Source organism: Mobilicoccus sp., assembly GCF_032060985.1.
GTDB lineage: Bacteria > Actinomycetota > Actinomycetes > Actinomycetales > Dermatophilaceae > Mobilicoccus.
In genome coordinates, this window is sequence record NZ_DAMBGD010000023.1 from 1 (window position 1) to 19,710 (window position 19,710).

Annotated in this window: 18 protein-coding genes; 6 read left to right on the forward strand and 12 right to left on the reverse strand. The window is 72.1% G+C overall.

The genetic code is table 11. The annotated features are described in order from the left end of the window. The coding region (locus RT054_RS15260; protein WP_313025283.1) for a transposase at nt 1–869 on the reverse strand (869 nt) is incomplete at its 3' end. A gap of 267 nt (nt 870–1,136) precedes the next feature. After that, a complete protein-coding gene (locus RT054_RS15265) occupies nt 1,137–3,323 on the reverse strand; it encodes a catalase (RefSeq protein ID WP_313025286.1) in 2,187 nt (728 codons plus the stop codon). A gap of 305 nt (nt 3,324–3,628) precedes the next feature. Between RT054_RS15265 and RT054_RS15270 the strand changes: the two genes are divergently transcribed. Next, nucleotides 3,629–5,329, forward strand: a complete 1,701-nt coding sequence (locus tag RT054_RS15270; protein WP_313025289.1) for an NAD(P)/FAD-dependent oxidoreductase — start codon at nt 3,629–3,631, stop codon at nt 5,327–5,329. 132 nt (nt 5,330–5,461) lie between these two features. Here RT054_RS15270 and RT054_RS15275 read toward each other — a convergent pair whose 3' ends face one another. Further along, nucleotides 5,462–5,917 carry an SRPBCC family protein gene (locus tag RT054_RS15275; RefSeq protein ID WP_312722140.1) on the reverse strand — a complete coding sequence of 152 codons (456 nt, stop codon included), beginning with the start codon at nt 5,915–5,917 and terminating at the stop codon, nt 5,462–5,464. Between the two features lie 201 nt (nt 5,918–6,118). On the opposite strand from RT054_RS15275, the gene RT054_RS15280 reads away from it, so the two are divergent. Next, nucleotides 6,119–7,540 carry an AI-2E family transporter gene (locus RT054_RS15280; protein WP_312722143.1) on the forward strand — a complete coding sequence of 474 codons (1,422 nt, stop codon included), beginning with the start codon at nt 6,119–6,121 and terminating at the stop codon, nt 7,538–7,540. 13 nt (nt 7,541–7,553) lie between these two features. Here the strand turns inward: RT054_RS15280 and RT054_RS15285 are convergent, their stop codons facing one another. The 4 genes from RT054_RS15285 to RT054_RS15300 form a co-directional block, all read right to left on the reverse strand. Further along, nucleotides 7,554–8,228: a response regulator transcription factor gene (locus RT054_RS15285; RefSeq protein ID WP_312722146.1), complete on the reverse strand. Its 675-nt coding sequence runs from the start codon at nt 8,226–8,228 to the stop codon at nt 7,554–7,556. Nucleotides 8,229–8,327: 99 nt separating this feature from the next. Next, nucleotides 8,328–9,872, reverse strand: a complete 1,545-nt coding sequence (locus RT054_RS15290; RefSeq protein ID WP_313025294.1) for a sensor histidine kinase — start codon at nt 9,870–9,872, stop codon at nt 8,328–8,330. A 131-nt stretch (nt 9,873–10,003) separates the two neighbouring features. Beyond that, nucleotides 10,004–10,294, reverse strand: coding sequence for a hypothetical protein (locus RT054_RS15295; RefSeq protein WP_312722152.1), 291 nt, complete (start codon nt 10,292–10,294; stop codon nt 10,004–10,006). A gap of 40 nt (nt 10,295–10,334) precedes the next feature. Beyond that, on the reverse strand, nt 10,335–11,813 hold the full coding sequence (locus tag RT054_RS15300) for a hypothetical protein (protein ID WP_313025299.1): 1,479 nt from the start codon (nt 11,811–11,813) through the stop codon (nt 10,335–10,337). Between the two features lie 304 nt (nt 11,814–12,117). On the opposite strand from RT054_RS15300, the gene map reads away from it, so the two are divergent. Genes map through RT054_RS15315 form a run of 3 tightly spaced genes read left to right on the forward strand, consistent with a single transcriptional unit; the run spans nt 12,118 to nt 13,724 of the window. Beyond that, nucleotides 12,118–12,888, forward strand: coding sequence for a type I methionyl aminopeptidase (map, locus tag RT054_RS15305; protein WP_312722665.1), 771 nt, complete (start codon nt 12,118–12,120; stop codon nt 12,886–12,888). After that, nucleotides 12,881–13,270: a hypothetical protein gene (locus RT054_RS15310; protein WP_312722663.1), complete on the forward strand. Its 390-nt coding sequence runs from the start codon at nt 12,881–12,883 to the stop codon at nt 13,268–13,270. The genes map and RT054_RS15310 overlap by 8 nt, the downstream gene beginning before the upstream one ends. Then, a complete protein-coding gene (locus RT054_RS15315; RefSeq protein ID WP_313025304.1) occupies nt 13,260–13,724 on the forward strand; it encodes a hypothetical protein in 465 nt (154 codons plus the stop codon). The genes RT054_RS15310 and RT054_RS15315 overlap by 11 nt, the downstream gene beginning before the upstream one ends. Before the next feature lie 121 nt (nt 13,725–13,845). Here the strand turns inward: RT054_RS15315 and RT054_RS15320 are convergent, their stop codons facing one another. The 5 genes from RT054_RS15320 to RT054_RS15340 form a co-directional block, all read right to left on the reverse strand. Beyond that, nucleotides 13,846–14,598, reverse strand: a complete 753-nt coding sequence (locus RT054_RS15320; RefSeq protein ID WP_312722667.1) for an ABC transporter permease — start codon at nt 14,596–14,598, stop codon at nt 13,846–13,848. After that, nucleotides 14,598–15,452 carry an ABC transporter permease gene (locus RT054_RS15325; protein WP_313025306.1) on the reverse strand — a complete coding sequence of 285 codons (855 nt, stop codon included), beginning with the start codon at nt 15,450–15,452 and terminating at the stop codon, nt 14,598–14,600. Before RT054_RS15325 ends, RT054_RS15320 begins: the two co-directional genes overlap by 1 nt. Further along, nucleotides 15,452–16,378, reverse strand: a complete 927-nt coding sequence (locus RT054_RS15330) for an ABC transporter ATP-binding protein (protein ID WP_313025309.1) — start codon at nt 16,376–16,378, stop codon at nt 15,452–15,454. The genes RT054_RS15325 and RT054_RS15330 overlap by 1 nt, the downstream gene beginning before the upstream one ends. 261 nt (nt 16,379–16,639) lie before the next feature. Next, entirely contained in the window at nt 16,640–17,116 is a 477-nt protein-coding gene (locus tag RT054_RS15335; protein WP_312722656.1) for an NUDIX domain-containing protein, read from the reverse strand. 1 nt (nt 17,117) lies between these two features. Then, nucleotides 17,118–17,930, reverse strand: a complete 813-nt coding sequence (locus RT054_RS15340; protein WP_313025312.1) for a YhfC family glutamic-type intramembrane protease — start codon at nt 17,928–17,930, stop codon at nt 17,118–17,120. 336 nt (nt 17,931–18,266) lie between these two features. Here RT054_RS15340 and RT054_RS15345 point away from each other — a divergent pair, with 336 nt between their 5' ends. After that, on the forward strand, nt 18,267–19,703 hold the full coding sequence (locus tag RT054_RS15345; RefSeq protein WP_313025315.1) for a peptidoglycan recognition family protein: 1,437 nt from the start codon (nt 18,267–18,269) through the stop codon (nt 19,701–19,703). Nucleotides 19,704–19,710: the final 7 nt, after the last annotated feature.

Sequence of the window (19,710 nt, forward strand, 5' to 3'; positions counted from 1 at the left end):
GCCACGTAAGGGACCTCGGCGACTTCGGCGTCGGAGATCCACCGCTGCTCGTCTTCGTCCCAGACCGCGTGCGGGTATCTGATCGGGGTCCACGCGGACTCCTGGATGCTGGTGATGGCCCGGTTGATCGAGGCATTCGCGCGCGCGGTGACGGAGAACCACGCGCCGTGCCGGAGCGCGGTTCCCACGAACGCCCACCCGTAGTAGGCCGAATCGGCCCGACACAACAGCTGCCCGGAGGCACCCGCAGCCTTCGCGGTCGTGATGGCTTGGGCCAGCATGCGGCCCGCGCCGGTCGCGCTGGCCACACTCCCGCGCCGCAGCCGCGCCCGGGCGATGACCGGCGCCGCGGCCGGGGTGGACAGGGTGGCCAGTTGCAGGTTCAACCCGCGCACCCGGCTGTAGCCGTAAGAGGCGCCCTGTTTGGCGTACCCGTGGACCTCCCGGATCGTGTCGTCCACATCCAGGAACACCACCCCGTCCGGTTCGCCACCAGTGAGCAGGGCCGGGAGGTTGCGGGCCAGACCCGCGAGCAGGTTGGCGCCGGCGGCGTCGAGTTGCTGCACGTGCCCGTGGGTGAAGGACCGCAGGAAGGTGCCCAGCGTGGAGGGCGCCCGCACTCCCTTGAACAGGCGCGTCATGCCGCCGTGACGCAGCAAATCCAGGTCATCGATGCTGTCCGCGCCGGCCAACATCCCCGCCACCACGCATGTGGCTTTGGCCGCGGCGTTCGGTGAGGGCACCGACAGGCCTTCCAGATGCTCACTCCACCCGGCCTGTTCGGCCAACGCCAACGCGGGCACCAGACCCGCGCACGACACGAGATTCGCCTCATCGAAAACCGCGCGGACACTGTGAGAGAGTTGCACTTACGAGGTGCCCCTTTCGGCTGGTCAGATAATGGTGTGGTAATCACTATCTTCCCAGCTCAAGGGGCACCTCGTCTATCAAGACGCGCCGGAATACCCGCCCCAGGACGGTGGATCAGGGCTGAGGGGCGATCGACGATTCGGGGACCGGTTCGACAAGGTCGGGACCCGCGCCGGGCCCCGACGCCCACCGCCCCCGCCGCGAGTGCGGCGGGGGCGGTGTGGACTGAGCACGGCGGGCCCACGTGGACGGACCGTGCGAGTCGATCAGGCCTGGGTGGGGAACCGCTCCCACACACGGTGGCTGCCCAGAAGGCCCACGAGACCGTCGACGGCCTTCTTCGCGTCCTTCTCGGCCACGACACCGGGGGCGTCGGCCGCGATGCCCGCTGCGGCGAGCGCGGCCTCCCCGTCGGGCAGGAACGCGAGGGCCTTGCAGTGGCGGTACATCTCGCCGAGCAGGATCGACAGACGCGGGTCGCTCGTCGTGTTCGGCACTCCGCTCGGGTCCCCGGCCTTGGCGTCGAACGCGCCGCGGGCGTCGGGCGCCGGGGCGATCCCCGAGACGAGGAGCACCGCGTCGTACTCGATGGACCGGGTGGTGAGCAGGGTCCGGTCGACGACGGGGCCCTTCCGGCCACCGAGGTGTCCACCGTGGCCGGAGAGGACGAAGGCGGTCATCCCCTCCTTCTCGATCGCGGCGACCGCGGCCTCGACGGCCGAGACGTCGGCGGTGTCGTCGGCGACGACACCGACCTTGCGGCCCTTGACCGGATACGTCACCTCGGGCTTGACCTGGGCCAACGCCGGGCTCGGGTCGACATCGACGACGTCGGCCCTCGTCGGTGCGGGCACCTCCATGCCGAGACCCGTCGCGACCGTCCGGGCGAGGTCGGCATCGATGGCGGCGAGGTGTGCCAGCTGACGCCGACGGATGGGCTCCTCGTAGCACTTGCCGAGCTCGAAGGTGTAGGCGGACGCGACGTGCTCCTGCTCGACCGCCGAGAGGCTGCGGTAGAACATCCGGGCCTGGCTGAAGTGGTCGTCGAAGGACGCCGAGACCTCGCGGGTCTTCGTCCCCGTGACAGGGGTGGCGACCTCGAGGAACGGGCGATCGCCCGCCGGGGTGGGCAGCGGGTTGTTCGCGTCGATGCTGTTGGGGGAGTACGCGGCCGTGCCGGTGTGGACGGCCTGCTGACCGAACCCGTCCCGCAACATGTCGTTGACCGGTGCGTGCGTGCGGTTGATGGGCAGCTGCTGCCAGTTGGGGCCGCCGAGGCGGGTCAACTGGGTGTCGAGGTAGGAGAACAGCCGCGCCTGGAGCAGCGAGTCGTTGGTGACGTCGATACCGGGCACGAGGTGCGCCGGGTTGAACGCGACCTGCTCGGTCTCGGCGAAGTAGTTCGTCGGGTTCGCGTCGAGCACGAGACGGCCCACGGGCTGCACGGGGCACAGCTCCTCGGGGACGAGCTTGGTGGGGTCGAGCAGGTCGATCCCCTCGAACGTCTCGTCCTCGGTGTCGGGCATGACCTGCAGGCCGAGTTCCCACTCGGGGAACGCGCCCGCCTCGATGGCGTCGGCGAGGTCGCGGCGGTGGAAGTCCGGATCGGCGCCCTGCGTGAGCTGGGCCTCCTCCCACACCTGGGAGTGCACACCGGCGACGGGCTTCCAGTGCCACTTGACGAGCGAGGTGTCTCCCTTGGCGTTCGTCAGACGGAACGTGTGGACGCCGAACCCCTCCATCGTGCGGAACGACGCGGGGATGGCGCGGTCGGACATGTTCCAGATCGTGTGGTGCTGGGCCTCGGTGTGGAGGGAGACGAAATCCCAGAAGGTGTCGTGGGCACTCTGGGCCTGGGGGATCTCACGGTCGGGGTGCGGCTTGCCGGCGTGGATGACGTCGGGGAACTTGATGCCGTCCTGGATGAAGAAGACGGGGATGTTGTTGCCGACCAGATCGAAGACGCCCTCGCTCGTGTAGAACTTCGTGGCCCATCCGCGGGTGTCGCGGGCGGTGTCCGCCGAACCCCGTGAGCCGAGCACCGTCGAGAAGCGCACGAACACCGGCGTCTCGACGTCCTTGCCGAGGAAGGCCGCGTGCGTGATGCTCGCCGCCGTGCCGTACGCCGTGAACGTGCCGTGAGCACCGGCGCCGCGCGCGTGGACGACGCGCTCGGGGATGCGCTCGTGGTCGAAGTGGTTGATCTTCTCGCGCAGGTGCTGGTCCTGCAGCAGGGTCGGGCCGCGGCGCCCCGCCTTGAGGGAGTGATCGGTGTCGGCGACCCGGGTGCCCGAAGCGGTCGTGAGGTACTGGCCGCTCTGTCCTCGGCCGGGCGCGCTGAAGGGGCACCCTCCGGCGGTGACCTGGGCCGGCGCAGCCTGGTCGGGCTTGGGCGCGGGCGGGTCCACGGGCGTGGTGGACTCGTCGACGGTGGGCGGGGTGTGCTCGGACATGGAACCTCCGGTTGTCAATGGTCTGGTCGTCCTCTACCCACGGGCCGTCCGTTTCATCCCGATCGCCCGATGATTCGGGTTCATCCCGATCGCCCGATCGATTCGGTGTCACCCACCCATCGAGGGGACGAGTCGGTGCCGGGCCCGCGAGCACAGCCGGATCCGCGGGAGGGCCGGCCCAGTGGACGGTCACCGCCGACTCCCCCGGTCACGCCCCCGGTTGCCCTCGGGCAGCATGGGTAAGGACCCGGCGAACCCGCCGCCCGCAGGCAGGGGGCGACGCGAACCGAGCGGAGGAGACCCGCATGCGCATCGGATCCCGGACGGCCCGCACGATCAGACACCTCGCCGACGCCCCGAACCGTCTGCTCGGCGGACAGGCGGGCGGAGGTGTCGAGACCGTCGACGCCGTCGTGATCGGGGGCGGTCACCACGGACTCGTCGCCGCCGCCTACCTCGCCGATGCCGGGTGGGACGTCGTGGTCCTCGAGGAGCGCGAACGGGTCGGTGGCGCCGTCGACTCCCGCGAGGTCGACGGCTGGGTCCTCGACTCGTTCAGCGCCTGCCATCCGCTCGCGCTGGCCTCGCCGGTCCTGCAGGCGCTCGAACTCGAGGACCACGGCCTGCGGTGGTCCCACGCCCGGACGCAACTCGCGCACGTCTCCCGCTCGGGCACGGGTCCGACGCCCGCGGTGTTCCGGGACGCGGCGAGCACCGCGGCGTTGCTCGCGGAGGACGATCCCCGCGACGGTCGCACGTGGTCGCACCTCGTCGAGCAGTACGCCGAGATCAAGGGGCCGCTGCTGGACGCGATCCTCACTCGGTGGCCCCCGGTGGCGGAGGCGGCGCGCCTCGCCCACGCCGTCGGGGTCGCAGAGCTGCCCGACTTCCTCCGGTTCGCGCTCCTGCCGACGACCCGCATGGGGGAGGAACTGTTCCACGGTCGCGCCGGGCGAGAACTCATGGCCGGCAACGCGATGCACGCCGACGCCCCGCCGACCGCCGCGGTCAGCGGCATGTACGGGTGGCTCATGACGATGCTCGCCCAGGACGTCGGGTTCCCCACGCCGCAGGGCGGAACCCGGGAGCTCGCCGCCGCCCTGCGCCGACGCGCCGAGGCCGCGGGTGCCCGTGTCGAGACCGGGGTCTCGGTGACGCGCGTCGCCGTCCGCGGCGGCCGGGCGCACGGGGTCGAGACGAACGACGGTCGCCGCCTCCACGTACGCTGCGCCGTCGTCGCCGACACGAGCGCACCGATGCTCTACGAGCGCCTCCTCGACGACCGCGACGTGCCGCCCGGCCTGCGCGCACGGCTACGGGCGTTCGAGTGGGACCTGCCGACGGTCAAGCTCAACTACCGTCTCGCCGAGCCCGTGCCGTGGTCGGCGCCGGAGGCGCGGGGCGCGGGCGTCGTCCACGCCGGGCGCGACGTGCCGGGCCTCGTGCAGTGGTCGGCCGAGCTCGAGGCGGGTCTCGTCCCCGAGCGTCCGTTCGCCCTCATCGGGCAGATGAGCAGCATCGACCCCACCCGCTCCCCCGACGGGACCGAGACGATGTGGCTCTACACCCACCTGCCGCGCGGCTGCACCGACCCCGAGGCCGCGCAGACCCTCACCCGCCACAGCGAGGAGATGCTCGACGAGTTCGCTCCCGACTGGCGTGATCTCGTCATCGACCGGTGGGTGCAGACGCCGCAGGGCCTCGAGGCCGACAACGCGAACCTCGGGGGCGGTGGTGTCGGCGGCGGCACCCAACAGCTCCTCCAGCAGGCGATCTGGCGCCCGGTCGCGGGTCTCGGCGGCCCGTGGACCCACATCCGGGGCCTCTATCTGGGAAGCGCGGCCATCCATCCCGGCGGCGGCGTCCACGGCGGGTGCGGTTACCTCGCCGCTCGTGCGGCCCTCGCCGACGCCGGGGCCGCCGGCGCGCTCGTCTCCCGCGTGCGGACCTCCGCGCTGCGTCGCTTCCACGACCGACCCCACCCGGCCTGGACAGCTCGGGTCTGACACGGCAGGTCGGCCATGGCCGGTCTGCGAGTCGGCAGCGCTGCGAGCGCACCGCCGGGCCACTGGCCCGACGCCGTCGACGCGTCGGGCCACCCTCGCGCATCGGGGGGGGTGCGGGCCCGACGGGTGTGCTCAGCGCCCGGGGATGTCGGGGAGGTCGCGGCGTTCGGCGAGGAACGCGAGGCGGCGGAGGGTCTCGACGTTGCGAGGGCCGATGGTCACGTCCCGGGCGATGCCGGGAAGCAACCTGAGCGGGCCGTCGGTGAAGTCCTCGGCCATGCGCAGGAGGGTGCCGCCGTCCTTCGGTTCGAGGGTGATCTCGACGCGGGCCTCCCCCGCCGGGCGGATGCGGGCCTGCAGGACGATGCGGCGGCGCGGCTCGGACTCCAGCACGGCGGTCTCGTCGTCGATGAGCGCAGGCCACCCACCGACCGAGTGATGAAGCTTGCCGCCGACCCCCGGCCAGGCGGGTTCCACGGCCCGCATACGGGAGGCGCCGACGACCCAGGAGGGGAACGTCCACCCGTCGGCGATGACGTCCCAGACCTCTTCGGGGGTGGCGGTGGTGTGGCGTTCGACGACGTTCATGTGCGGCCTCTCGCTTCGTGGGCGGGTGGGCCTCGCGGCCTCGTCGTCGAGATACCCGGACCGCCGCACCCTCAATCGCGGGCCCACCCTCACCCCGCGCACCGGTCCGCGCCGAGACCGCAGGTCGCGAGGTGAACGCGGTGGTGCTCGCACGGAGACGGGGCATGCATTCCCGGGCACTCCATGTGAAACTCGAAGGCGATGAAGCTCTTCAACCGAGGGACCCCACCGTCCCTGAACGACCTCCGCCACCGGGTCCGCATGCCGGCGCTCCCGGCCCTGCCCGCGCCGCCGCGGCAGCCGGACATGCCGGTGTCTCCCCCACCGTCGTTCAGCTACAGCGACGCGCGACCCGCCGACCAGGCCGTGCCGTTCGCCCTCAAGGTGAGTGCCGGCATCGCCTGGCGCGTCGTCATCATCGCGATCGCGCTGTACGGCCTCATGATGGTCATCGGTCGCACGAGCATGGTCGTCATCCCCGTCGCCATCGCGTTGCTCCTCACGGCGTTGACCATGCCGATGGCCGTGCTCCTCAACCACCGGCTGAAGTTCCCGCGGGCGCTCGCGGCCATCACGACGCTGCTGTTCAGCGTCGGGGTCGTCGTCGGCCTGCTCACCCTCGCGGGCAATCAGATCGTCATCGGCGTGCAGGGCCTCAGCACCTCCGCGCAACTCGGCGTGAGCCAGATCCAGGCGTGGCTCGCGAACGGCCCGCTCGGTGGCCAGCTCGACCAGGCGATCGACCAGGGCCGCACGTGGGTGCAGGCCCACGCCGGTGACCTCACGAGCGGTGCGCTCTCGGCGGGGCAGACGGCGGGCAACCTCGCGATCGGGTCGATCATGACCCTGTTCGCGATGTTCTTCTTCCTCGCCGACGGCGACCGCATGTGGTCCTGGTGCGTGGGCCTCGCCCCCAAACAGGTCCGCGAACCGATCCACGAGGCGGGTCGGCGGGCGTGGGTGACGCTCAGTTCCTACGTCAAGACCCAGGTGGTCGTCGCCGCCGTCGACGCCGTGTTCATCGGTCTCGGCGCGTTCCTCCTCGGGCTTCCCCTCGTCATCCCGCTGAGCCTCATCGTGTTCTTCGCCGCGGCGATCCCCATCGTCGGCGCGGTCGTCTCCGGTGCCCTCGCCGTGCTGCTCGCCCTCGTGGTCAAGGGCCCGGTCGCGGCGCTCATCATGCTCGCCGTCGTGCTCGCCGTGCAGCAGATCGAGAGCAACCTCCTGCAGCCCATCCTCATGAGCAAGGCCGTCTCGTTGCACCCCCTCGCGACGTTGCTCGGCGTGGCCGTCGGCTCCTACCTGTTCGGCATCGCGGGCGCCCTGTTCGCCGTGCCGTTCATGGCGATCACGAACACCGTGCTCCTCTACCTCAACGGCCACGACAAGTTCCCCATGCTCACCCAGGACGCGTCGATCCTCACGACCTCGGCCAAGAAGCTCGCCACGGACGCCCCCGCACCCGAGGACACCGACGTCTCGGCCGACGACGACAAGCGCCTCGGCGGTGTGAGCCCCGAGAGCTACGAGCGCGAACTCGCCGCCTCCGAGGAGGCCGGCAGGAAGGCCGCCCACGAGGACGGCGCCGACGACCGAGGCGCCGTCACCGACGACCGACCCTGATCACCCCGAGGCGTCACATCCCGATGCGGACGAGGCCGGTCTCGTAGGCGAGGACGACCATCTGGACGCGGTCTCGAAGGTCGAGCTTGGTGAGGATGCGGCCGATGTGGGTCTTCACCGTCGCTTCGGCGAGGTAGAGGGTCGCGGCGATCTCGGCGTTGGTCTGGCCCTTGGCGACGGCCTCGAGCACCTCCCGCTCACGCTCGGTGAGCACCTCGAGTCGCGCATCGGGGCGCCCGCCGGTCTCGGGGAGCGAGGGGACGACGCGTTCGAGGAGGCGGCGCGTCGTGCTGGGCGCGACGACGGAGTCGCCACGATGCACCGCCCGGATCGCCGCGAGCAGCTCCGAGGGACCGGCGTCCTTGAGCAGGAACGCGGCGGCGCCCGCCTTGAGCGCGGCGAACACGTACTCGTCGAGGTCGAACGTCGTCAGCACGACGACCCGCGGCGCGTTCGGCAGCGCGCAGATGCGGCGGGTGGCCTCGACACCGTCCAGACGCGGCATCCGGATGTCCATGAGCACGACGTCGGACTCGGTCGCCTCGACGGCGGCGATGGCTTCCAGACCGTCGGCCGCCTCGGCGACGACGCTCATCCCGGGGGTGGCGTCGAGGACCATGCGGAATCCGGCGCGGACCAACTCCTGGTCGTCGACGAGCACCAACCGGATCGGGCCGTCCTCGTTCATTCCTCCTCCTTCGACGAGACCGACGACCCCGACGATCGACCTCGTCGACTCGTGCGCCGCCCGGACCCCTCGGTCACGGCCCCCTGCGGAGCCTGGCGATCAGACACCGCTCGGGTGCCCCTCATCGTAGGGAATGCGGGCCTCGACGACGAAGCCGCCGCCCGGCGCGCCACCGGCCCACAACCGGCCACCGCTGGCCGCCAGGCGTTCGCGCATCCCCACCAGCCCGTGCCCCTGCCCGTCGGGCGGCGTCACGACCCCGGCGCCGTCGTCGCGGACGGTCACCAGGAGCGCCTCGGGGAGGTAATCGAGCGACACCCACACCCGGGCCTCCCCGGCGTGCTTGATGACGTTGGTGAGGGCCTCCTGCACGACGCGGTACACGGCGAGGTCGGTCGCGCGGGAGAGTGGGCGCGGCCGGCCGGTGACGTCGGTCGTGATCTGCAACCCGGCCGCCCGCAGAGGCTCGATGAGGTCCCCGAGGGAGTCGACCCCACCGGTGGGCGCGTACTCGGCGTCGCCCTCGTCCTGACGGAGGACGGCCACGAGGCGGCGGGTGTCGGCGAGGGACTCCCGGGCCGTGCGGCCGATGGTCTCGAGCACGGTCGAGGCGTTCCGCAGCGCGTCGGCGACGACCCGGACGTCGTCCTCGTCGTTCGCGCGCCGGATCGCACTGTCGAGGGCGTAGGCGGCGCCGTCGGACTGGACCACGATCACCGAGAGCGAGTGGGCGACGACGTCGTGCATCTCCCGGGCGATGCGTGCTCGCTCCTCCTGAGCCGCGATCCGGATGTTCTGGACCCGTCCCCGCTCCACCGCGAGGGCCCGCTGCCGCGTCTCCTCGATCGCCTCCGCACGCTGACGCACGAGGGCTCCGAGCAGCCACGCCGTCACCGTCATCGCGAGGCACATCATCGTGATGACGACGAACGATCCCACCCAGACGCTGAGCGGCACCCCGTCGGCGAACGTCGCGGGCGACCAACTGAACCCGGCGATGGTGCTGCCCACCACCCCGAGGAGGAGACCGGCCCGTCGAACGTGGCGGTCGGCCGACCAGCGGGCCACCGAGTACACGGCGATGGGCGCCGAGATGTTGGCGAACGTCGGCTCGTCGAGCAGGAACAGCTGAGCCACGTGCGGGAGCGCGACGACGAGGGCGACGGTCATCGGGTAGGTGCGACGCCAGAAGAACGGCGCCGAGAACAGCACGACGCAGACCGCGGCGACGACGCCCCAGAACGGCTCGTAGGCGGCCCGCTGCGACTGGACCATGAGCGGGATGGCCGACATGGCGAGGGAGAGGACGAGGCCCACGTCGAACACCCCGGCCCCCGGCCATGGGCGTCGCGCGAACTCGGCGAGCCGGTCGCCGAGGAGGCGCAGGTCCGCGGCGAGGGTGCGGACCGGAGTCAGGGCCGACGGCCCTGGTGCCGTCGCGGGCACACCGGGCGGGACGGGCTCGACCGGTTCGCTGGGTGTCGCGGGCCCGGTGAGCCGGGTGGAGCCTGACCGACCCTCGCCGTCCGCAGCGACGGGATCTCCTGGGCGAACGGTGTCCTGAGGGTTCTCCCGCGCCGAGGCGAACGGGATCCGCTCCCGCGGATCTCGCACGGGCGGACTCACCGGAGGCTCGTCGACCATGTCCCCACCGTAGGAATGCCGGGCATCCGGCGTCGTCACCCCGGTGTCGGACCCCGGCATCCGACCACGGTCGTACCCGCCTCCCGCGTCCTCCCGTCGCCGGGCGCCCTCCCCGCGGCCGGACGGCCCGTTCAGCGCCGCAGCCCCGCGAGCGCCTGCTCGAACAGGACCGGCCAGGCGGCGACGTCACCGTCGGTGACCGTGAGCCACCCGCCCCCCGCCTCGCTCACCGCGGGCAGGGCGAGGGCGTCGGCACGCGCGGCGCTGCCGTCGGGCAGGTAGACCTCCGCCCCGTCGTCGACGAGCCTCGCGAACGGGGCGCCGTCGAGCGTGAGGGTGCGACGTCCGTCGCGTGCTTCCTCGACCGCGCCCGAGGCCGCCAGCTCACCGGCCATGCGGTCGAACAGGTCCGTGGTGTTCATGGGAGCCAGTGTGCCCCAGGGTGCTCAGGGCGGGGGAACCTCAGGGACGACGCTCGCGCAGCATGGTCTCGGGCTCGGTCGCGACGTCGGCGGAGGTGTGCCGGCCCCCGTCGTCGACGGGGGCGTGCGACGCGGGTTGCCCCGGCGCGACGTCCTCCGTCGCGTCTGCGCCACGCACGGACGCCTCGGCGTCCTCACCGTCGGAGGTGGCGGCCCGTGTCGTCACCGTCGCGGCGCTGGTCGCGTCGGGGTCGGCGGAGGCGCCGGCCGTGCGGGCCGCGTCGCGGTCCCGGTCGTGGCGGCGGCTCGCGCGGACCGCGGTGACGGCCCAGAACGGCAGGAACAGCAGCTCGACGGTGGCGAGCGCCCACCCCGCGCCGACGGCGCCGTACTGCACCGCGCCCAGGCACATGAGTCCGAGCAGGAGCGGGGCGCGGAGGACGTTGAGTTTGAAGGTCTTCTGGGCGAGCCCCATGCCGTAGAGGGTCACCGCGGCCCCGATGCCGGCGGAGGCCGCGATCGCGTTGATGCCCATCGGCAGGAGGACGGGCTGGGCGCCCGCCCAGGAGTCGGTGAAGAGGGCGCGCCCCACGCCGTCGGGCAGCAGGAGCAGCACGATGACGTACCCGCTCGAGACGGCCGTCATCACACCGCTCGCGAGGATCATCGCCTTGATCCGGCTGGGCGCCCGCATGTGCGCGCGGCGGGACAGCTCGGGCACGGCGAACGCGAGTGCCGCCGTGCCGAGGATGTTGAGCGGACCGAGCAGGGTCTGGACGGCACGCATGGCGCCCACGTCGGCGGGTGAGGACAACGGGGCGATGAGCAGGGTGCCGAACTGGGCGGCGCCGAGCCCGAGGATGTACTCGGCCAGCAGATAGCCGGTGATGTCTTTCTGCTCCCCCAGCCACTCGCCGGCGCCGAACAGGCTGGGCGGCGACTTGAGCAGCGCGAGGCCGACCGCGGCCGACACGAGCCCGGCGATTCCCCACGTGAGCGTGAGGATGCCGACCGACGTCCAGCCGAGCGCGATCGCGCCGAACAGCAGCGCGAACTGCAACACCATGCGGACGAAGTCGATGAGGGCGGCACGGTCGGCCCGACCGGCCGCGAAGAAGGCCATCCGGCAGGAGTCCTGCATCGTCAGCGCCGGGAGGCAGGGCGCGAGCGCGAGGAACGCGGCGCCGACCGGGCCGGGCACGAAGGCCCACACGGCGACGCAGATGACGGACCCGACGAGACCGAGCCAGGCGGCGGTGCCCTGGGAGGTGCGGACGGCGCGACGGAACGCCTCGGGGGAATCGGCGCTGTGCCGCATCTGCAGCGGCTGTCCCACCATGGCCTTCGACACCGCGACCGCCACGCCGTAGGCGACGAACGCCATGGCGAACGCACCGAACGCGGTCTTGTCGAGCGCGCGGGCGACGAAGACCATGAGCAGCATGTTGCTCAAGGCCGACATCACCTGATCGATGACGTTCCAGCCGGCCCTTCGGGCCAGTCCCATCACGTTCGCCATGTGCGTCTACGTCCCCCCGTTCACGTGCTCGACGCCGCCTGTCATCCCCATCGGCTCCCGCGCCGGCGGCATCCCGATCTTACGCGGCGTGAGGGTATCGGCCGAACGGTCGACCGGGTCGGTCGTCCACATCAGCCCGACGTGCAAGGGGCCCAATCGGTTCCCAGGCATCTCAGGGGACGGCCGCGGCGGACGAGGTGGGAGCGGCTCGATCGGGCAGGACCGGCAACGCCTAGCATGACCGGAGCGTCACCCACGGCGGAGCGGCGCACGAATCGGTACCACCGGAGAGGACGAGAGTCACGTGATCGAGCTACGGACGCCTCGGGAGATCGAGCAGATGCGTCCCGCCGGGACGTTCGTGGGCGAGGTGCTCACCGACCTCACCGGCCGCGTGAAGGTCGGGACCACCCTCCTCGAGATCGACGAGTGGGCGCACGAGCACATCCGTCGTCGCGGCGCGGAGAGCTGCTACATCGACTACCACCCCAGCTTCGGGGCGTCCCCGTTCGGGCACGTCATCTGTACCTCCGTCAACGATGCCGTGCTCCACGGCCTCCCGCACGACTACGCGCTCGCCGACGGCGATCTCCTCAGCCTCGACTTCGCCGTCGCGGTCGACGGGTGGGTCGCCGACTCGGCCGTCAGTCTCGTCGTCGGCGAGAAGCGGGACCAGGCCGACCTCGACCTCATCGCCCTCACCGAGAAGGCCCTCGCCCGCGCGATCGACGTCGCCCGGCCGGGCAAGCGACTCGGCGACATCTCCGCGGCGATCGGTGCCGTCGCGCGTTCCGCCGGGCTCACCGTCAATACCCAGTTCGGCGGCCACGGTGTGGGTCGCACGATGCACGGCGATCCCCACGTGCCCAACGACGGCCAGGCCAAGCGGGGGCTCAAGCTCCGCCCCGGCCTCGTCATCGCCATCGAGCCGTGGTTCATGGCGGGGACCGACGAGCTGCTCACCGACCCCGACGGATGGACCCTGCGCAGCGTCGACGGCTCCCGCGGTGCGCACTCCGAACACACCGTCGCCATCACCGACGGCGACCCGATCGTCCTCACCGCCCGTGGTTGACCTCCTGCTCCTCGTCATCGTCGGGGCGATGTGGGTGACCCTCGCCGTCGGCGTCGTCCTCCTGATCGCCGCCGCGGTCGGTCGCCTGCCACGGCGCGTGACGCTCGGTCTGCTCGCCGTCGCCGAACTCGCGACGGTCGTCGCGGTCGTCGCGGACATCGCCTACGTCGTCGCCGGGCACCCCGGCCCGCGGCTCGCGACCCACATCAGTTACCTCGTCTCGACGCCGCTCATCATCCCGGCCGGGTTCGCGCTCACGTACAAGAAGTTCGACCGCTGGGGGCTGCTCATCGTCGCGGTCGCGACGCTCATCGCGGCCATCATGATCGTGCGGCAGGTGCAGACCCTCGGATTCCTCTTCGGGTACCTCAATGTCGGCTGACCGCGCGTCCTCCGCACCCCTCGGTTCCCGCGGCGCCAACGACGCCACCTCGGGGGGTGTCCAGGCGCCGGAGGCGGGCCCGGGGCGCCTGTTCACCCTGCTCTACGGCATCTTCGCCGTGGGCGCGACGTCGCGGGCCACGCTCGAGCTCGCGACGAAGTTCTCCGAGGCGCCCATCGCCTACACGCTGTCGGCGTTCTCGGCCGCCGTCTACGTCGTCGGCCTCGTCCTCCTCCTGCGCTGGGGTCACCCCGGATCCCGCGCGGCGATGCGGGTGCTGTGCCTCGTCGAACTCGCGGGCGTGCTCACCGTGGGCACCCTCAGCCTGCTCAAGCCCGAGTGGTTCCCCCAGGCCTCGGTGTGGAGCTACTACGGCGCGGGATACCTGCTCCTGCCGGCCGTCCTGCCCGTCCTCGTCCTCCGCTGGCTCGCCCGCACCCGCCCCCGCGTCTGACAAGACCGAGATGGCAGAGGGGATGGCAGCTCACCCAGCGCTCCAGCCGTAGCTGTGCTTCCATCCCATCTGCCGTCTCGGAGAGAGGGGGGTGGGGGGTGTGCGCGCGGGTCAGCGCGGGTCAGCGCAGGAGCAGGTGGTCGAGGCGTCGACGGGCGAGGAGCATGCCCGTGATCCCCATGGCGACGAGGTAGACCACGGAGATCGCCGAGGCGCTCGACAGGAGGCCGGTGGTGAGCTCCCGGCACAGGACGACCCCGCGGTACAGCGGTGTCACCTCGACCATCCACCGCACCGCCGGGGGGAACCCGGTGACCGGGAAGAACGTGCCCGAGAAGAGCGTCATCGGCACGAGGGCCAGGGTGATGAACTCGAAGTCCTGCCAGGAGCGCATGAACGTCGTGAGCCACATGCCGAGCCCGGCGAAGGCGAGCCCGATGAGCAGACAGGCGGGCAGGGCGAGCAGCGCGGCCCAGGACTGCACGAGCCCCATCGCCGCCATGAGGGCGAGGAACCCCGTCGCATAGATCCCGCCCCGCATCAGCGACCACGTCACCTCGCCCACGGCCACGTCCAGGGTGGTCATGGGGGTGGCGAGGAGCGCGTCGTAGAGCTTGGCGTACCGGAGACGGAAGAAGATGTTGAACGTCGAGTCCATGATCGCGCCGTTCATCGCCGAGGTGGCGAGCATCGCCGGCGCGACGAACGCCGCGTAGGACACGAGGACCCCACCGACGTCGAACCCCGGGATCATCGCGCCGACCCCGATGCCGATCGAGAACAGGTAGAACACCGGCTCGAGGAACCCGGTGACGAAGACGAACCAGCTGCGCCGGTACACCCGCAGGTGGCGCAGAACGAGCTGCCAGGCCATCACGTGAGCAACCTCCGCCGAAGGTGGTGCACCATGAGCCACCAGCCGACGACCGCGAGTGCGACGAGCACCGCGAGATGCACCACGACCGCCCCGACCGGCAGGAGGCGCCCGAGCATGAGGGCGCGCGTGAGCTCGACCCCGTGCCACAGCGGGCTGAGCATGACGAGCCGCTCCAGGACGGGCCCGAGGTTGGACGTGGGGAAGAAGGCCCCCGAGAACATGAAGAGCGGCACCACCCCGAGGCGGAAGACGAGCGACAATCCGGCATCCGAGGAGATCCACACCGAGTACGCGCAGACCGGCGCCGCGAAGGCCAGCCCGACGAGCAGAACCACGAGGAATGCGCCGAGCGCCCCCGCGGCACTGGCGTAGACCCCGAACGGGACGAGCGTGAGCATGAAGATCGCGCAGCTCAACCCCACCCGGGCGAGGATCGCGAGCAGCTGCGCGGCCACGACGTCCGAGACCCGCAGGGGGGTCGCGAGGAGCGCCTGGTACGTCTTGTCCCACACGATCGCGCCGTAGACGGGGTAGGTGGAGTCGCCGACGGCGACGGTCATCGCCTGCCCCGCCACCAACCCCGCCGCGACGAAATGGAGGTAGCTGGGTGCCCCGGCCGGGCCCGTGCCCGCGGCGTCGATGTAGCCGCCGAGCACCGTGCCCATGGCGAACACGTAGAGCAGCGGCGTGAGCAGGGACGTGACGACCGAGCCCTTCCACGTGCGCCGCAGCCGGGTCCAGTGGTAGTCGCTCTGCCGCAGGATCATCGTGAGGCGACCGGGCCGTTCACCGGGGTCGGCGAGGACCGCGGCCGGGACGGGCGCGATCTCGCGCGGGTCGGGGGTGCCCATCAGTCGACCAGGGTTCGGCCGGTGAGCGTGAGGAAGACGTCCTCGAGCGAGGAGCGCCGCACGAGGACCTGGGCGGGTTCGAGGCCGCGGGCGTGGACGGCCGACACGGCCGCGTCGCCGGAGTCGGCGTAGAGGAGCAACCGGTCGGGGAGCACCTCGACGCGCTCGGCGCAGCCCGTCACCTGCGCCTCGTACGGGGCGTGGTCGACGACGCCGAACCGCAGCTCGGCGACCTCCCGCGTGGAGTACCGCCGGATGAGCTCGGCCGGGCTGCCGAGTGCCGAGATGCGCCCGTCGTGCATGACGACGAGGCGATCGCAGAGCTGCTCGGCCTCGTCCATGTAGTGGGTGGTGAGGATCTGCGTGACGCCGGCGTGCTTGAGCCGATACAGCTGGTCCCACAACGTGTGCCGGGCCTGCGGGTCGAGACCGGTGGTGGGCTCGTCGAGGATGAGCAGGTCGGGACTGTTGACGAGTGAGCGCGCGATCGTGAGACGCCGCTTCATGCCTCCGGAGAGGTCGTCGACCTTGGCGCCCGCCTTCTCGGTGAGCTTGACGAAGTCGAGCAGTTCGTCGGCGCGGGTCCGCACCGCGCTGCGGCTCATGCCGAAGAACCGCCCGTACACCGTGAGGTTTTCGCGCACCGACAACTCGACGTCGAGGGTGTCCTCCTGAGGGCACACGCCGAGGCGGCCTCGGATGCGCGGACCGTCGAGCGTGGGGTCGAGCCCGAGGACCTGCAACGTGCCGCCCGTGGGTGGGGAGACCGTGGCGATCATGCGCATCGTGGTCGACTTGCCCGCCCCGTTGGGCCCGAGGAACCCGAAGACCTCACCGGGCCGGACCTCGACGTCGATCCCGCGCACCGCCTCGACGGTGCCGAACGCCTTGCGCAGTCCCCGCGCCTCCACCAACAGCTCGTCCACGAGGGGCGAGGCTACCCGGCGCCACCGTCGACCGTTCGGACTCGCGTCGGCACCTCAGTCGGTGCCCACCGACCGGGGGGGTAGGCGAGCAGGAGCAGCGCGCACTCGATCATCGGCCGCCCGGGAGCCGCGACGGCCCACGTCCCGGCCCGCGCCCGCCCCGCCGGCTCCCCTGCCCACGGCACACTCGCTCACCACGTCCCGGACGCCGTGGGCGACCGGGAGGTCTACCGGCATCGGGGGATCGGGCCGGAGCGCCGATCAGGCCGGAGGGAGGCCGAGGTGCGCGGCCAGGCGGTCGAGGAAGGCCCGCTGCGCCTCGAGGAGGCGGGGCCGGGCGCGCTCGGCGGTCATCCACTCCGCACGGTCGACCTCGGGAATCGTCGTCGTGCGGCCCGAACGAGGTGGCCATTCGATCTCGACGGTGTTGCTGGCGACGTAGGTGAGCGTCGTCGGCGCGGTCACCGCGAAGACGTGGACGATCTTCGCCGAGGACTGCCTCACCTCGCCCAGATCGAGCCATTCCCCACGCGGCGCCGGCGCGCCGGTCTCCTCCGCGAACTCGCGCGCGGCCGCGAGCGCCGCGTCCTCCGCATCGGGGTCGTACTCACCCTTGACCACCGACCAGCACCCCGCGTCCTTGCGCGCCCAGAACGGGCCGCCCGGATGGGCGAGGAACACCGAGAGCTCACCGCCGTCGAGGCGGTAGGGCAGCAGCCCGGCGCTGTGGCGGGGCACGTCAACGCACCCCGACCGACGCGGGGGGCTCGGCGGGGAGCGTGTCGACGCGGCGTCGCGACAAGGGCCCCGCGAGCACGACCCAGAGGGACACCGCCCCGAGCACGGTGAAAGCGAGCTCGACGACGATCGGCTCCGCGACCTGGGCGGTCCCCACGACCACGGCGTTCACGGCACAGTGCAGCACCATGGCCGCGAGCAACAGCAGGGGATGTCGCTGCCGCACCGCACACATCACGAGCAACGCACACGTGACGTGGAGGATGATCGCCGGTACCCGCTCCCACAGACCCAGCGCCGTCATGCCGAGGGTGAGTTCCCGCAGGCTCGCGATCTGGGCGTCGAGGGCGGGCACCTGCTCGGGTGCCGAGGACGCCACCGACCCGCGCATGGCCTCCGTCGTCGCGAGGAGCACCACCCCGTTGATCGCCGACATCCCGAGGATGAGGATCGCCTCGCTGCCGCCGTGCCCGAGACCGAACGCGACACCCTCACCCCAGGTGCGGACCCGCTTGGCCCAGAACCGCATGACGATCCAGCGTGTGCCCTCCTCGAAGATCCCCGACGTGAGCACCGCGAGAACGACCGTCGCCGTCGCGAGCGTCGCCGAGCTCGCCCCCAGCCACGCCGTGAGGAGGAGGCCCACCGGGACCAGGAGGGCGCTCCTCGCCACCTGGGAGAGCGGGAAGGCGAGCGCCCCCCACCCGATCGAGGACCATGCGGCGGGAAGCCGGCGGGTCGCGATCACCCACAGCGCGACCACCGCGAGCACGACGATCAGTGCTCGACCGACCAGCAACACCATCGGATCCATGTCCTGCCCTCCCCGCGACGGCTCGCCCCGCTCCACCCTAGGGCCGGCGCCCCGCCTGCGCGGGCCTCTCCTCCCGGCCACCTCCGCCTGTGCTGCCGGATGGCGCCCGGAGACGAGGGCCCCGGCCCGGCGTCGGGTCGGTGGCAGGCCTGGCCCCGGGGCATCGGAGGGTGAACGATGCGGCGACATCGGGTGAAGACACGGCGGAACCGGTTGCCTGAGGCCGATGTTGGACGATCGTCCGGCATGATGTGCGCTGCCATGCGTCGACCGCTTCCCCCCGACTCCCCCCTGAGCGTGGCGCCCGTCCCATCCGCACCACGTCCAGAGGTCTCCATGCGTCACATCGCCGCAGCCGTCGCGCTGTCGCTCGGCACCACCCTCGCCGTCGCCCCCGTCCCCGCCACCGCCGCCCCCACCGCCACACCGTCTACCTCGTCCACGTCGGCCACGTCGTCCCTGGCAGCCGCGGCGTCCGTGGGGACGACGGCCACCGCACCGACCGCTCGCCCCGCCGCCACCACGACCGTGAGCGAACGTCGGGCGCCGCTTCGTCTCGCCTCTCGCTCGATCGACCGCGGCCTCGCTCAGGGCGCCTCGGCCGTCGGCGCGCCCACGCCCCGGATCCTCGACACCGGCACCGTCGCCGTCCCCCGCCGCCTCGCCGTCATCGGGGTGACGTGGGCCGAGGGCACCGGTTCCGGGCTCGGCCTCGCCTACCGCGTCAAGCGCGGCGGCCAGTGGGGCCCCTGGCAGGACGTCGACGTCGAGACGTGCGGCGACTGCGCCGACCCCGGTGCCGCCACGCGCGCCGGCTCCGAACCCATCGCGGTCGTCGGTGCGACGCACGTTCAGGCCCGCCTCGTCACGCGCGGCACGGCGGTCGGCGACCCGAAGCTCAGCGTCATCGACCCCGGCACGTCCTCGGCGACGCACGCCCGCCCGGCCACCCCGCCCCGCGCGACCGGCGCGGCGAGCATCATGGGCCCGACCGGCGCCGTCCCTGCCGGTGACACGGCCACACGCCCGCCGGGTCTCGGGGCCTTCGCCTCGACGTCGTGGGGCTCCTCGGGCCCCTCGGGCTCGTCGGCCGTGAGCTCCGGCGCCGCCGCGTCCGGCACGAACACCTCCGGCGCCTCCGGACTCCCCGCCGCCCCGCCCGGGCTCCCCGGCCCGCGGGCCATGCCGACCAAGCGCGAGGCGTGGGGCGCCGCGCGCAGCTCGGCGGCGCGTGCGCTGCCGGTCGTCGTCGGCCGCGGCATCACCGTCCACCACACGGCCGGCACCAACCGCTACAGCGCGGCTCAGGTGCCGGCGGTCCTGCGCGGGATCGAACGCTTCCACATGCGGGACCGCGGTTGGAGCGACATCGGCTACAACGTCCTCGTCGACCGCTTCGGCCGGGTGTGGGAGGGCCGGTACGGCGGTATCGGCATCCCCCACAAGGGGGCACATGCGAGCGGCGTCAACACCACCTACCTCGGAGTGGCCTACATCGGCGACTCCTCCTCCGCCCCGGTGCCGAAGGCCGCGGTGAACTCCATCGTGGACATCGTCGCCTGGACCGCCGCGCGGTACGGGTTCGACCCCGCCGGCACCCTCACCCTCGACGGCCGCACCTCGCCGGTCGTTCCCGGGCACTACCAGGTCGGCAACACCCGCACCGACTGCCCCGGCACCCATCTGCGGCGGCGCCTGCCCGAGATCCGCCGTCGGGCCGCCGACGGCGCCTCCGCCTACCTCGCCCGGGCACGGACGAACGCGAGACGCTGAGCATCGA

What these genes read in the sequence shown, in the direction of transcription:
- RT054_RS15295 (WP_312722152.1), bottom strand. Translation starts at nt 10,294, where the DNA reads ATGAACACCACGGACCTGTTCGACCGCATGGCCGGTGAGCTGGCGGCC.
- RT054_RS15265 (WP_313025286.1), bottom strand. Translation starts at nt 3,323, where the DNA reads ATGTCCGAGCACACCCCGCCCACCGTCGACGAGTCCACCACGCCCGTG.
- RT054_RS15320 (WP_312722667.1), bottom strand. Translation starts at nt 14,598, where the DNA reads ATGGCCTGGCAGCTCGTTCTGCGCCACCTGCGGGTGTACCGGCGCAGC.
- RT054_RS15290 (WP_313025294.1), bottom strand. Translation starts at nt 9,872, where the DNA reads ATGGTCGACGAGCCTCCGGTGAGTCCGCCCGTGCGAGATCCGCGGGAG.
- RT054_RS15280 (WP_312722143.1), top strand. Translation starts at nt 6,119, where the DNA reads ATGAAGCTCTTCAACCGAGGGACCCCACCGTCCCTGAACGACCTCCGC.
- RT054_RS15325 (WP_313025306.1), bottom strand. Translation starts at nt 15,452, where the DNA reads ATGGGCACCCCCGACCCGCGCGAGATCGCGCCCGTCCCGGCCGCGGTC.
- RT054_RS15315 (WP_313025304.1), top strand. Translation starts at nt 13,260, where the DNA reads ATGTCGGCTGACCGCGCGTCCTCCGCACCCCTCGGTTCCCGCGGCGCC.
- RT054_RS15285 (WP_312722146.1), bottom strand. Translation starts at nt 8,228, where the DNA reads ATGAACGAGGACGGCCCGATCCGGTTGGTGCTCGTCGACGACCAGGAG.
- RT054_RS15270 (WP_313025289.1), top strand. Translation starts at nt 3,629, where the DNA reads ATGCGCATCGGATCCCGGACGGCCCGCACGATCAGACACCTCGCCGAC.
- RT054_RS15275 (WP_312722140.1), bottom strand. Translation starts at nt 5,917, where the DNA reads ATGAACGTCGTCGAACGCCACACCACCGCCACCCCCGAAGAGGTCTGG.
- RT054_RS15345 (WP_313025315.1), top strand. Translation starts at nt 18,267, where the DNA reads ATGCGTCACATCGCCGCAGCCGTCGCGCTGTCGCTCGGCACCACCCTC.
- RT054_RS15340 (WP_313025312.1), bottom strand. Translation starts at nt 17,930, where the DNA reads ATGGATCCGATGGTGTTGCTGGTCGGTCGAGCACTGATCGTCGTGCTC.
- RT054_RS15300 (WP_313025299.1), bottom strand. Translation starts at nt 11,813, where the DNA reads ATGGCGAACGTGATGGGACTGGCCCGAAGGGCCGGCTGGAACGTCATC.